Annotated in this window: 10 protein-coding genes and 1 tRNA gene; 4 read left to right on the top strand and 7 right to left on the bottom strand. The window is 73.8% G+C overall.

The window, feature by feature from the left end:
- Window positions 1-620: 620 nt before the first annotated feature.
- Window positions 621-694, bottom strand: a tRNA-Arg gene (locus tag FIP57_RS18380).
- Window positions 695-802: 108 nt separating this feature from the next.
- Window positions 803-2,500 carry a DUF4185 domain-containing protein gene (locus tag FIP57_RS18375; protein WP_148574980.1) on the bottom strand — a complete coding sequence of 566 codons (1,698 nt, stop codon included), beginning with the start codon at window positions 2,498-2,500 and terminating at the stop codon, window positions 803-805.
- A gap of 131 nt (window positions 2,501-2,631) precedes the next feature.
- On the opposite strand from FIP57_RS18375, the gene FIP57_RS18370 reads away from it, so the two are divergent.
- Complete coding sequence (locus tag FIP57_RS18370; RefSeq protein WP_148574979.1) at window positions 2,632-3,336, top strand: hypothetical protein; 705 nt, start codon at window positions 2,632-2,634, stop codon at window positions 3,334-3,336.
- 10 nt (window positions 3,337-3,346) lie between these two features.
- Here FIP57_RS18370 and FIP57_RS18365 read toward each other — a convergent pair whose 3' ends face one another.
- Window positions 3,347-4,234, bottom strand: a complete 888-nt coding sequence (locus tag FIP57_RS18365) for a hypothetical protein (RefSeq protein WP_148574978.1) — start codon at window positions 4,232-4,234, stop codon at window positions 3,347-3,349.
- A gap of 72 nt (window positions 4,235-4,306) precedes the next feature.
- A complete protein-coding gene (locus FIP57_RS18360; RefSeq protein WP_148574977.1) occupies window positions 4,307-7,153 on the bottom strand; it encodes an ATP-binding protein in 2,847 nt (948 codons plus the stop codon).
- A gap of 156 nt (window positions 7,154-7,309) precedes the next feature.
- Between FIP57_RS18360 and FIP57_RS18355 the strand changes: the two genes are divergently transcribed.
- On the top strand, window positions 7,310-8,356 hold the full coding sequence (locus FIP57_RS18355) for a class I SAM-dependent methyltransferase (protein ID WP_148574976.1): 1,047 nt from the start codon (window positions 7,310-7,312) through the stop codon (window positions 8,354-8,356).
- A gap of 56 nt (window positions 8,357-8,412) precedes the next feature.
- Here FIP57_RS18355 and FIP57_RS18350 read toward each other — a convergent pair whose 3' ends face one another.
- Window positions 8,413-9,225 (bottom strand): ABC transporter permease, encoded by an 813-nt coding sequence (locus tag FIP57_RS18350; protein WP_148574975.1) that lies wholly within the window; start codon window positions 9,223-9,225, stop codon window positions 8,413-8,415.
- Window positions 9,222-10,235, bottom strand: coding sequence for an ABC transporter ATP-binding protein (locus FIP57_RS18345; protein ID WP_148574974.1), 1,014 nt, complete (start codon window positions 10,233-10,235; stop codon window positions 9,222-9,224). Before FIP57_RS18345 ends, FIP57_RS18350 begins: the two co-directional genes overlap by 4 nt.
- 62 nt (window positions 10,236-10,297) lie before the next feature.
- Here FIP57_RS18345 and FIP57_RS18340 point away from each other — a divergent pair, with 62 nt between their 5' ends.
- Both FIP57_RS18340 and FIP57_RS18335 read left to right on the top strand, forming a co-directional pair.
- The gene (locus tag FIP57_RS18340; protein WP_148574973.1) at window positions 10,298-11,245 is read left to right on the top strand and encodes a helix-turn-helix transcriptional regulator; all 948 of its coding nucleotides are present in this window, start codon (window positions 10,298-10,300) and stop codon (window positions 11,243-11,245) included.
- 78 nt (window positions 11,246-11,323) lie between these two features.
- Window positions 11,324-11,512, top strand: a complete 189-nt coding sequence (locus FIP57_RS18335; protein WP_148574972.1) for a hypothetical protein — start codon at window positions 11,324-11,326, stop codon at window positions 11,510-11,512.
- On the opposite strand, the gene FIP57_RS18330 is transcribed toward FIP57_RS18335, so the two are convergent.
- Window positions 11,509-12,357, bottom strand: a complete 849-nt coding sequence (locus FIP57_RS18330; RefSeq protein WP_148574971.1) for a hypothetical protein — start codon at window positions 12,355-12,357, stop codon at window positions 11,509-11,511. The genes FIP57_RS18335 and FIP57_RS18330 overlap by 4 nt on opposite strands.
- Window positions 12,358-12,372: the final 15 nt, after the last annotated feature.

Here is a 12,372-nt window from a genome sequence, read left to right as displayed (position 1 = left end):
CTGGCCCGCTGCCGCATCAACATCGTCGCCACCAACGACACCGAGATCGGAGCTGACACCATGCCAGCACTCACCGCCTGACCCCACCCGGATCACGCAGCGCTACACCACTCCCGGGGACTTGACCGGGCCGACTCCGTCAGAACGAGAGGAACCCCACCCGGAGGGATGCGACCGGGTGGGGCACCTGCCGACGATGCCGGCCACTCCTCGTGAGCCTTCGGCGCCTCCCAGGCGCCTGTAGCTCACCGCTGCCAGTCGACCGGGGGTGGGTGGGGTTAGGGGTGCCCCGGAGCTGCCAGCTATTGCGTTCAACGCGGATGTCGGGGCGAGGTGACGGCTCAGGCGAACGTACGTTTTGCATCCAAGGATCAGTCGTCGTCCGAGCGGCTGAATTCGTCTCGTTCTGGACGTTGTTGCACCACAGGTGGGGCTTGCCGGCACCACACCGCACGACCTCGGGACACGGCTGCATCACTGGCGATTGCTCGGGGCCATCCTGAAGGCCGTTCAAGATGCTCGGGCACAGCTCCGCCGCGCTCACGCTGGACACCTACGCCGACCTCTTCGATAGCGACCTCGGACGGGTCGCGCGGCACCTGACCTGCGCAAACCTCGAGCGCCCCCGGCAGGATTCGAACCTGCGACCAACGGATTAGAAGTCCGTCGCTCTATCCAGCTGAGCTACGAGGGCGGGGGGTCGGGCACGACGTCGGACTGAACACGGGCTCGCCGTGGTGCTGCTGGTACCGCCCCGACCCGCGGTCAGTATGCCGCACCTCGGGTCGTGCAACGGGGAGGGTCAGCGGGGGAGCGTGACCTCGAGGAAGTACGGGCGGCCGCGCTCGAAGTTCCTCAGGACGCGGTCGCCGTCGAGGTTGTTGCGGCACACCGAGATCAGCAGCTTCCCGGAGCTCAGCCTCACCTCCGGGTGCGCCATCACGGAGTAGGTGATGTCTCCCTTGGCGACGTTCCCGGGCGCCTTGGCGAGCACCGTCTCCTTGAAGGGGCCGGCGGGGTGGTCGGCGGTGAGGGCGACGATGTCGGTGCCGAGCATCTCCTCCTTCTTCGTCACCGCCACCCAGCGGCCGCCGATCTTGTCGACGGTGAGGCTCGTGGAGACGCCGCCCATCGCGTCGCGGATCGGCTTCGCGCCGGACGTCGCCCAGGTCCGCCCGTTCCAGTACCTCCAGGCGCCGAGCGTGGTGAGCTTCCCGGCCGGCACCCGCGCGACGTACAACGCCTTGCCGAACGTCCACGGCGCGACGACCTTCTGAGTGCCGTACACGTAGGTGTAGACGCCGTCGCGCGCGGTGGCCATGCCCCACTGCACCTTGGTCTCCGGGGTGCCGGTGGACGGGGTGCGGTGCATCCGGGAGAAGGTCGGGGTCGAGCCACGCTCGTACCGCAGCTCCGCGAGCTCCGACCCGACGCCGGCGAACGAGCCCGCGGCGGCCTTGAACCGTCCGCTGAACGTGTACAGCTTCCCGCCGTCGAGCGTCGGCGCCATCGGCCAGTACCAGTGGCCGCGGCCCGGCTCGGGGATGAGGGAGCGGCCACCCTTCCCGGTGTGCAGCGAGATGCAGCCACGGTCGGTGATCGCGACCGTGTTCCGCGCCATCCGCCAGTTCTTCACCGCGCCGGTGGAGGTGAGCTTCCCCTGGATGGTGTCCCCGAGCACCCACAGAAGACGGCCGTCCGGCAGCGGGGTGGAGGTGAGCTGGTCACCCGCGGCGAACCGGCTACCGAGCGAGTCGAAGAGGTTCTTCCATCCCGCTGCGGTCGTCGGCGCCGCCTTCGTGCACCTCGCGGGACGCGTGACCTTCCGTGGCGGGACGACCTTGCGCTTCTGCTTGAGGTTCCTCGGGGAATCGACCCGGCCCTTCGTCCCCTTCGCCGTGACCGTGACGGCGGAGCGGGCTGCGGCCGACGGGGTGGTCGCCGCGACGGTGGCGCGCGTGCTCCTGCCCGTCGGGTCCTCGGAGGGGTCGGCGGCGACCGGGCCGCCCACGCCGATCGCCACGAGGGCAGCGACGAGCAGCAGGCTGCCGAGCAGCGGGCGAGACCCTGAAGACACGCGGTTCCGTTCGGGTGGTGCGGGCAGGTGCGGGCCCCCGACGGCCGTGCGCGCGAGGGCGTGGCGGCAACCCGACCGCCCCGTGGGAGGGCGGCCGCAAGGCCCCGGAACCGAGAGGCCACTACCGGTCGTCCAGCAGTCGTCCAGCGTGATCCCCCGGCAACCGACGCTCCGGTTGCTCACCGAGAGGATCGACAGGCTGGCCGCACACTTGAAGGGAAAGCGGAAATATCGGACACAAAGGTCCGGATGCAGGTCGAGCCCGGCGGCCGCGCGCATGCCGCTGACCGTCTTCGCTGGTGTCGACCACAGGACGTCGTCGGTGAGGTGGGCGAGCACCTCGTCCACGTCGTGGGCGTTCCAGAGGGAGACCTGCTCCCTCGCGAGGTCGTGCGGCTGCTCTTCGCTCATCCGGACCGTCATCGCCCCTCCTGGGAGGCGTGCCGGTCGGCCGGGCTGGGCCGTTTGCGGGTTCCCGGTGCGCGGCACACACTGGGAGGACGGGCCTGGCGGGACGCAGGCGCCAGGCCACCGAGCCCACGAGGTGAGGTGCGATGACGCACGGAGATTCCCTGGTCCTGACGGTCGAGGCGACCCAGCGGTGCCTGGAGGAGAAGCTCGGGGAGGCGCTCGCCCCGCACCGGAACCCGGAGCGGCCGCGGGAGCGGTACGCCGCGACGGACGGCTTCATGGCGGCCACGAGCCGGCACCTCGCCGCCGTCGAGGCCGTGCTGCTGCCGTGCGTACGGCGCGTGGTGCCCGAGGGCGACCAGCTGGTGCACGACTACCTGGCGGCGGCGCGGAAGCTGGAGCACACGCTGGCCGTCGTCAAGGCGAAGCTGTACGGCGAGGTGCACGCCGTCCACCTGGAGTGGCCCGCGCTCTGGTCCCGCGTGCAGGCCGAGCTCGTCGAGCACGACCGGCTCGAGTCGCGGATGGTCGAAGGGCTGGTGGAGCACGGCGACGCTGCCGAGGTCGACGGGCTCGCGCAGAAGGTGTTCGAGGCGGAGAAGCGCGCCCCGACCCGCCCGCACCCCCACCTCCCGCACCTCGGAGTCCTGGGCGGGGTCAGCCGGCGGGTGTGGGCGGTCGCGGACCGGTTCTGGGACACCGCCGAGGGGCGGGTCATCGACGACCCGGTGCCGCCCAAGCCGCACACGCACGACAGCCTGCTCGCGCAGTACCTCGTCGCCGACCCGAAGTTCGACGGCGACGCGACCGTCCTGGAACACCGGCGCCGCCAGCGCCGCGCGAGCTGAGCAGCGGCGGCTAGAGGGCCCGCCACCCGGCCACGTCGTGCACGGAGATCCCGGCGTAGCTGTCGAGGTTGCGGGCCCTGCGGTCGACCCTGCGCAGCGCGCGTGAGAGCGCTGCCCTGCCGAGCCCGTGGAAGGTCTGCTTTTGCGCGACCGGGTCGTCCCCGAGGTACCTCGTCTCAACGGCGAGCCGGACCGGCTTGCCCGCCGCGACCCCTGACCGCAGCGTGGGCCGACCGAGCCCGACGATCGAGTCCGGACCGGTCACCTTCGTCCGGTAGGTCATCACCGTCACGGCGTCCACGACCCGCAGCACCGCCCGGTCCACCGGGACACCGTCACGCGTGCGCAGCTGGTGGAACCAGAACGGCAGGTCCGCCTCGAGCCGCGCGGCACCGCCGGCGTCGGCCAGGGCGGTGAGCGTGCGCAGGTAGGCCGTGACCAGCCTGGCGCTGTCGGTGTCCCACGCCGGCAGGGCCCACGGCTCGATGTCGACGTGGATTCGGCGGAACAGCCCGCTCGCGAGCACGTCCCGCTGCCAGGCCACCGCGGCCGCGGTGTCGGTGGTCCACCCCGGGTCACCCCCGAGGGCGTGCAGCCGCACGCCGGTCCCGTCCGCGAGTCGGGCAACCTTGCGCACCCACCGCCGGTCGGGAGTGGTGTCGAACCCGGGGCCGACGTGCAGGAAGAGATCACGCACGCCGTGCCGCATCGCGAAGCGGAGCAGCACGCGCGGCGCCGGCCGGGTCCAGACCCACGTCGCACGACCGTCCCCGGCTGCCTGCCGGTCGAAGCGCGGGAGTGCGTTCTGGGCGGACGCGGGAGTCGGCGTCGCGAGGCCGGCCGTGACGGTGAGCACCACGGCAGCGACGGCCAGCGCACGCGTCGGACGTCCGGTCACCGCAGGACCCTAGCGTGACCAATTCTCCGGCTGACGAGAAATCGCCGGAGGGCTTCTGCATGCCTGCGAGCGTCACCCTCTCGACACGGTGACCTCGAGGTGGCGCCGGATCCCCGACCGCGCGATCTCGAGCACCTCCGCGCGGTCGGGAGCCGGGCGCGCCGGCGTGGTGGCGGCACGGCGGCCGTCCACCGCCGGTGCGTCCGGTGCGGCGTCCGCCGCGGTCTCGAGGGCCGCGGCGGCCGGCTCGTCGCCGAGCGAGCGCAGCAGGGCGGCGAGGTTGCGCAGCGTGGTCCACAGGTGCGTCCAGTTGCCGGTGCGCGCGAAGTAGTCGACGACGTCGCGGTAGCCGAGCAGCGCCTCGCGGGTGCGCCCGGTGCGGCCGCGCCCGGCGACCAGCCCGACGACGGCGATCCCGACGAGGAACGACGCCCCTGCACGGCGGGCGAGGTCGGCGGCGCGCTCGTAGTGCGCCTCCGCCTCCGCGTGCTGTCCTGCGAGCGACGCGATCTCGCCCGCGACGTAGGCGCTCCACGACCGCATCGACAGCGACCTCGCGTGCTGCTCGCCCTGGGCTTGCAGCACCCTGGCGCCGTCGAGATCCCCGAGGTACGCCTTCGCCAGCGCCGCCACGCCGAGCGCCTCCCGGGCGACGCCGGTGGCCCGGGCTCCGGCGAGCGCGCGCTCGACGACCTCCTCGTGCTCCCCGCGGGCGAGGGCGACGACCGACCAGGGCAGCTGGCAAGCCCAGGTGTCCGCGCCGTCGCGGGCCCGCTCGAGCCCGTCGCGGGCCAGCCCCTCGGCCCGGTCGAGATCGCCACGGTGATAGGCCGCCTCCGCCGCCACGCCCAGGACCAGGGACGGCCGCTCGAGCGAGGACAGGTCGCGGGCGGCCAGCTCCTCGGCCCAGTCGCGCAGCTCCACGAGGTCGCGGTAGCCGACGGCGTCGAACAGCGCCACGACGATCGCGGCGGCCTCCTCGAGGAGATCCCGCCTCATCGCGAGCCGCCAGACGGCGCGCAGGTTCGCCATCTCACGACGCAGCAAGGCGTCGGCCTCCGGCTCGTCCTCGCCCGCCAGCCCGGCACCGACCCGCGCTGCCAGGTCGACCGCCCAGGAGACCAGGCGCTCCTCGGCGTCGGTGAGCTCGCCGGCGTCCTCGAGCCGGTCGAGCCCGAACGCGCGCAGTGTCTCGAGCATCCGGTACCGCGTCGGCGACCCCAACTCGGCCTCGACCATCGACGCGTCCACCAGCCGCGCCAGGGGAGCGCCCGGGTCGAGCGACGGCGCCACCTCGGCGGCGAGCCTTTCGGCGTCGTCGAGCGCGAGCCCGTCGGGGAACACCGCGAGGTGACGGAAGAGCCGCCGTTCGTCCTCGTCCAGCAGTTGGTAGGACCAGTCGACCGTCGCTCGCAAGGTGCGGTGCCGTGACTCGGCCCCCGGCCGGGGCGAGCCGAGGAGGTCCAGGGACCGGTCGAGCCGGGCCCGCAGCTCCGCGACCGACAGCGAGGAGAGCCGCCCGGCGGCGAGCTCGATCGCCAGCGGCATGCCGTCGAGCCGGCGCACGACGTCGGCCACCAGCGGGAGCTCGTCCGGGGCCACGGGCGCCTGCGGCCGGGCCCGGCGGGCGCGCTCCAGGAACACCGCGACCGAGGGTACGGCGGTCAGCCGATCGTCCTGGTGCGGCAGCGGCAGGGGCGCGAGCCGGGAGACGTACTCGCCCGGCAGCCCCAGCGGCTCGCGGCTGGTGGCGAGCACGGCCACGTGGGGGCAGTCGGTGAGCACCTGGTCGACCATCGCGCCGACCGCGGGGAGCAGGTGCTCGCAGTTGTCCACGACCAGCAGACCGCTGCGGTCCCCGAGCAGGGTGCAGCACGCGGTGAGCACGTCGCCGCGGACCACGTCGAGCCCGAGCGCGGCCGCCAGTGCGTGCGGCACGGCGGAGCCGTCGGTCACGGAGGCGAGGTGCAGCACGGTGGCGTTCTCGGTGCCCAGGGCCACCTCGAGCGCGAGTCGGGTCTTCCCGATGCCGCCAGGGCCGACCACGGTGACGAGCCGTTCGGCGGCGAGCAGCCGGTGCAGCGCGCCGAGCTCGGCGTCGCGTCCGAGGAGACGGGTCGCCGGCCGTGGAGCCCGCTCGCCGCGGGTGGTGGGGGCAGCGCCGGGGCCGGCGGCCCCGCCCGCGACCGAGCGCTCGAGCTCGCCCAGCGCCGGGCTCGGGTCGAGCCCGGTCTCGTCGGCCAGCCGGGTGCGGAACTCCCGGGCCACCTGGAGCGCCTCGGCGGCCCGGCCGGTGGCCGCCAGCGCCCGCACCAGCAGCAGCACGGCCGGCTCGCGGAGTCCGTCCTCCGCGACCGAGGCGGTGGCCACCTCGAGCACCTGCTGGCCTCGCCCGGCGGCGAGACCGCTCTCCACGAGCGCGTCGGTGACCTCCCGGTGGAGCTCGGCGCACGCCTCGGCCGCTGCTTGGAGCGGCGGCACCTCCAGGAGGTCGGCCAGTGCCGGCCCCCGCCAGAGCGCGTGCGCCCGCTCGAGCGCTGCCAGCGCGCCCTCGGGGTCGGAGCCGGCGAGTCCCCGGCCCGTGGCCAGCAGCCCGCGGGCCTCGGCGAGGTCGAGCTCCTCGCGGCCGAGCGCCAGCCGGTACCCGGCCGGGCCGGTCTCGAGCCGTCCCGCGGCGGCGCCGAGCTGGCTCCGGAGCCGGAAGACGTGGCTGTGCAGCGCCTGCCGCGCGGACTCCGGCAGGTCGGTGGGCCAGAGCGCGTCGGCGAACCGCTCGACGGTCACGGTGCGCCCCTCCGCCAGCGCCAGCAGGGCCAGCACCGCGCGCCGCTTGGTCCCGCGCACGTCGACCGCCGCCCCGTCCACGGTCAGCCGGAGGGGCCCGAGCACGTCGACCCGGACGCTCGCCTCGGTGGTCACTCCCTCAGCATGCCGCCTGCGCGCCGGCCACGGCAGGGACCCAAGGGCCGCTTGTCAGCACCGTGGAAGCACGCGTCAGCGGTGTGGAAGCCGCGCCCCGGATGGTCGTCGGCGACCGGCGCAGGGCCGGTACGGACGACCAGCAAGGAGAGATCGATGGACCACGACAAGGTGGGTCAGTTCCTCGACAAGTTCGCTGCCGACCTGGCGGCGACCGAGGCCGCCGGATCGGCGGTGCTCGGGCACCGGCTCGGCCTCTACCGGGGCCTCGCCGAGGGACCGGCCACCCCCGAGGAGCTGGGCGGGCGCACCGGGTGCGACGCGCGGTACCTCACCGAGTGGCTGCGCGGCCAGGCGGCCGGCGGCTACGTCAGCTACGACCGGGTCACCGGCCGGTTCTTCCTCACCGAGGAGCAGGAGTTCTGCCTGGCCGACCCGAACGGGCCCGACGTCTCGGCGGCCTTCCTGATCGCCCTCGGGATGCTGCGCGCCGAGCCCCGCATCGCCGAGGCGTTCCGCACCGGCGCCGGGTTCGGCTGGGACGAGCACCACGAGGACGTGCACCTCGGCTGCGACGCCTTCTACCGCCCGGCGTACCTCGCCTCGCTGGTGCCGCACTGGATCCCGGCCCTCGACGGGGTCGTCGCGAAGCTCGAGGCCGGCGGCCGGATCGCCGACGTCGGCTGCGGGCTGGGATCGTCCTCGGTGTTGATGGCGCAGGCGTTCCCCCGGAGCACGGTGGTGGGGTCGGACTACCACGCCGGCTCGATCGAGGAGGCGCACAAGCGGGCCGCGGAGGCGGGCGTCGCCGACCGGGTGACCTTCGAGGTGGCGCGGGCCCAGCAGTTCTCGGGCACCGGCTACGACCTCGTCACGACGCTCGACGCGCTCCACGACATGGGTGACCCGCTGGGGGCGGCGAAGCAGGTGCGTCAGGCGCTGGCGCCGGACGGCACCTGGCTGGTCGTCGAGCCCTACGCCTCCGAGGACGTGGAGGAGAACTTCACGACCGTCGGCCGCGCCTACTACAGCGGCTCGACGTTCATGTGCCTGCCGAACGCGCTCTCGCAGGAGGGCGGCTACGCCCTGGGCGCCCAGGCAGGTGAGGGAGCGGTGCGGCAGATCGCGGAGGACGCCGGCTTCACCCGGTTCACCCGGGTGGCGCAGACGCCCTTCAACCTGGTCTACGAGATCCGCCCCTGATCAGCTGGTACGACGGAGCGGCGGCCGTGCACCCACGGCCGCCGCCCTCGTGTCGGTCACGACGACCGGCGCATCGCCCGGAGGCCGACGGCGAGCCCGAGGGCCGCCACCGCCGCGGCGGCTGCGAACCCGCCGGCGACCTCACCCGCGGGGAACTCGCCGGCGAAGAGCGACCGCTGGGCCTCGACCACGTGCGTCAGCGGGTTGACCTCGGAGGCGACTCGCAACCAACGGGGCGCACCGTCGACCGGCAGCAGCATCCCGGCAAGCAGCAGCACGGGAAAGATCAGCGTCTGCTGCACGGTCCAGAACAACCAGTCCTGGTCCTTCGAGACGAGGGCCAGCGCGAAGGACAGCGACCCGACACCGACGCTGAAGAGCGCCATCATCGTCACCCCGACGAGGACTCCGTCGAGGTGCAGCTCGAAGCTGAACGGGGTCACGACCGCGAGGATGATCGCGGTCTGCATCAGCATCGGCACGACCTCCTTCAGGGCGCGGCCGACCAGCAGCGACGAGCGCGACAGCGGCGAGACCAGCAACCACTCGTGCGAGCCCGTCACCATCTCCTGCATGAGGTTCGCTCCGGTGAACGACGCCCCCATCAGCACGGTCATCGCCACGATGCCGGGGACGAACCACTGGAGGGCCGAGCCCGACCCGACGTCCGGCAGGAGCGGGGAGAACAGCCCCAGGAAGACGAGCGGCTGCACCATCGCGAACAGGACGGAGGCGGGCTCACGGAGCACCGGACGGAGCTCGCGGACCATGACGTTCCACGTGTCCGCCCAGAAGCCGGTCGGCCGGCCCTGGAGGGCCGGGGGAGCGGTCGTCGACGGAGCGGTGCCGATCTCGATGGTGGTGGTCATGCCGCGTTCTCCTCGGTGGTCTGCTGGTTGGTCTCCTGGCTCTCACGCAGGCTGCGCCCGGTGAGGTGGAGGAAGACGTCGTCGAGCGTCGGCCCGACGACCTCGATGCTCTGCGCGGGCGCGCCCTCCGCCGCCAGGTCCGAGACGAGGCGGGGGGCGAGCGTGCGGCCGTGGGCCACCCGGAGGACCACGGCCGTGCCCTCGCGCCGCACCTCCCCCTCCGGTGCGGCGCGGACGACCCGGGAGGCTGCGGCAGCGGCCTCCTCGGCGGACCCGAAGTCGAGGGTGACCCGGTCGCCGAGCCCCGCCTTCATCCGGGCGGCGGTGTCGTCGGCGATCACCCGGCCGTGGTCGATGACGACCACCCGGCCGGCGATCGCGTCGGCCTCCTCGAGGTAGTGGGTGGTCATCACGATCGTCGTGCCCCGCTCCGCGTGCAGGCGCTGCACCTGCTCCTGCAGGTTGGCGCGGTTCTGCGGGTCGAGGCCCGTCGACGGCTCGTCGAGGAAGAGCAGCCGCGGCTCGTGGACCAGCCCGAGCGCGACGTCGAGGCGGCGGCGCTGCCCGCCCGACAACGTCGAGACCGGCCGGCCGACGACCGCGCCGAGGTCGAACGCCTCGGTCAGCTCCTCGGCCCGGCGGCGCGCCTCGGCCCGTGACAGTCCGTGCGCCCGGGCGTGGCTCACCAGCTCGTCACGGCCCCGCTGGTTGTGGCCGGCCGAGTTGCCCTGGCCGACGTACCCGATGCTCCGCCGCACCGCGCGCTGGTCGCGCACCACGTCGTGGCCGGCGACCTCCGCCGTGCCCGACGTCGGGGGCAGCAGGGTGGTGAGCATCCGCAGCGTCGTGGACTTGCCGGCGCCGTTGGGGCCGAGGAAGGCGACCAGCTCGCCGCGACCCACCTCGAGGTCGAGGCCGCGGACGGCCTCGACGGTCTGCTTGTGCCGTGTGAACGTCCGGGTCAGCGACCGGGTCCGGATCACGGGGTCCTGCTCTCGCGTGTTCGTCATGAGGACGACGCTAGGAGCGCTTTAGGCCAGTTCCTGGCCGCAATGAGAACTACTCTCGGTCCATGTCCACCAGCGCCCGGATGCTCCAGCTCCTCTCGTTGCTGCAGACCCACCGCTACTGGCCCGGGACCGAGCTCGCCACCCGGCTCGAGGTCAGCCCCCGCACCCTGCGCCGCGACATCGACCGGCTCCGCGACCTCGGGTACGACGTCGACGCGGTCCGCGGCCAGGCCGGCGGCTACCAGCTCCGTGCCGGCAACGCGCTCCCGCCGCTGCTCCTCGAGGACGAGGAGGCGGTGGCCATCGCGGTGGGGCTGCGCACCTCGGCTGCCGGCGCCGTGCAGGGGATGGAGGGGAGCGCGCTCCAGGCGCTGACCAAGGTGATCGCGCTGATGCCGCCGCGGCTCCGCCACCGGATGGACGCGCTGCAGTCCCAGACCGTCCCCGCGCCCTGGCGTGGGCCGAGCATCGACGCCCACGCCCTGACCACGCTGGCCCAGGCCTGCCGCGACGACGAGGTGGTCCGGTTCGGCTACGCGACCCGGACCGGGGAGGAGAGCCGGCGGCACGTCGAACCGCACCAGCTCGTCGCCATCGGGAGCCGCTGGTACCTCGTCGCCCACGACCGCGACCGCCACGACTGGCGGACCTTCCGCGTCGACCGGATCCGCGAGCCCGAGCTCGGCGGCACCCGGTTCCGCCCTCGCGACCTGCCCGCCGAGGACGCGCTGGCCTTCGTGCGGCAGAGCATCTCGGCGATGCCCACCCGCTACACCGTCCGGGTCCGGTTCGGCACCGACGCGGAGACGGTCGCGGGGGTGGTCGGCCGCTGGGCGACCGTGGAACCGGTCGACGGGGGGTGCCGGATGACGATGGACACCGACACCCTCGACTGGCCGATGTTCGTCCTCGCCAACGTCGACGCGCCGTTCACCGTCGAGGAGCCCGCCGAGCTCGTCGGGCTGGTCGACCGTGCGGCCCGCAGGTTCGGCGCGGCTGTCGCCTCCTGAGGTTCCGACCGCCGCGGTCGGTACTTCCCGAAGGACGGCGGGTACCTCTGCGTCGTACCCACGAGGAGGGAGACCACGATGAGCCTGATCAGCACCGTGAGCCGGATCGCCGGAGGCGTGGCCGGAGGAGGCGCTCGACGACGAGGCACCGTGCCGGCCGCACGGCGCCCGGGCGGCACCGGCATGCGCAGCGGGGGCACCGGCCGCAGGGCGAGCCAGGCGGCTGCCGCCGGCGGGATGCTGAGCCGCATCCTGCGTCGCCGCTAGAAGTCGAAGCCCCCGAAGTCCCCGAACCCGCCGAAGTCGCCCCCGCCGAAGTCACCACCGGCGTCCCCGAAGTCGCCCCCGGTGTCACCGCCGGTGTCACCGCCGGTGTCACCGGCGTCACCACCGGCGTCACCGGTGTCGCCCGCGTCGGCGGGGGCGTATCCCTCGGCGTCCCAGGACGAGGCGAGCACCCCGCCGATCAGCATGCCGGGAAGCAGCCCGGACATCGCGAATCCCGAGAAGTACCCCATCGCCCACGGCGAGTACGCCGGACCGCCCTGCCAGTACGGCACCCGGCCCGCCCCTTGGGGGACCGTGCGCACGTCGGGCTCGGCACCCTGGGCCAGCCGGTCGGCGTCCGCGGCGCAGACCGGGACCTGGCGCGGCTGGCCGCCCGGGGGCGCCCACTGCACGTCGGTGGTCGACGGGCCGTGGGCGGGGTTGAAGAAGCACGGCGGCCGGCGCGTCGGCAGGGGCTTGCCTTCTCGGCGGGCCCGCACGCAGGCGACGGCGTAGCGGCCGTCCTCGAGCGCCGACGTGACGTGGCGGACGTCCTCCGGCCGCTGCACCATCGACAGCGAGCGCTTCGCCGACTCGTAGGAGTCCAGGGCGCGCTGCCAGTCCTGCATCATCGCCTCGTCGGTGTGGGCGAGCTGGACGTCGAGGTCGAGCCGCTGGAGCTCCTCGCCGAACCGGGTCACGTCCTCCTCCGCGGCGCTGCGGGCGGCCTGCAGGTCGGCCGCGCTCAGCTGCGGGGGGCGCTGGGCCCCCACCGAGGGCTGGCGGGCGGACCGCACCACCATCCAGACGAGCACGGCGATCCCGACGAGCAGCAGCAGCTCCATGCACCGAGGCTACCC

Origin of the sequence: Nocardioides caldifontis (genome assembly GCF_008087345.1) — a bacterium.
Taxonomy (GTDB): Bacteria; Actinomycetota; Actinomycetes; order Propionibacteriales; family Nocardioidaceae; genus Marmoricola_A; species Marmoricola_A caldifontis.
The sequence above is the reverse complement of the archived record's forward strand: the minus strand, read 5'-3'. Positions and strand labels throughout refer to the sequence as shown.

What these genes read in the sequence shown, in the direction of transcription:
- FIP57_RS18335 (WP_148574972.1), top strand. Translation starts at nt 11,324, where the DNA reads ATGAGCCTGATCAGCACCGTGAGCCGGATCGCCGGAGGCGTGGCCGGA.
- FIP57_RS18350 (WP_148574975.1), bottom strand. Translation starts at nt 9,225, where the DNA reads ATGACCACCACCATCGAGATCGGCACCGCTCCGTCGACGACCGCTCCC.
- FIP57_RS18370 (WP_148574979.1), top strand. Translation starts at nt 2,632, where the DNA reads ATGACGCACGGAGATTCCCTGGTCCTGACGGTCGAGGCGACCCAGCGG.
- FIP57_RS18345 (WP_148574974.1), bottom strand. Translation starts at nt 10,235, where the DNA reads ATGACGAACACGCGAGAGCAGGACCCCGTGATCCGGACCCGGTCGCTG.
- FIP57_RS18340 (WP_148574973.1), top strand. Translation starts at nt 10,298, where the DNA reads ATGTCCACCAGCGCCCGGATGCTCCAGCTCCTCTCGTTGCTGCAGACC.
- FIP57_RS18375 (WP_148574980.1), bottom strand. Translation starts at nt 2,500, where the DNA reads ATGACGGTCCGGATGAGCGAAGAGCAGCCGCACGACCTCGCGAGGGAG.
- FIP57_RS18330 (WP_148574971.1), bottom strand. Translation starts at nt 12,357, where the DNA reads ATGGAGCTGCTGCTGCTCGTCGGGATCGCCGTGCTCGTCTGGATGGTG.
- FIP57_RS18355 (WP_148574976.1), top strand. Translation starts at nt 7,310, where the DNA reads ATGGACCACGACAAGGTGGGTCAGTTCCTCGACAAGTTCGCTGCCGAC.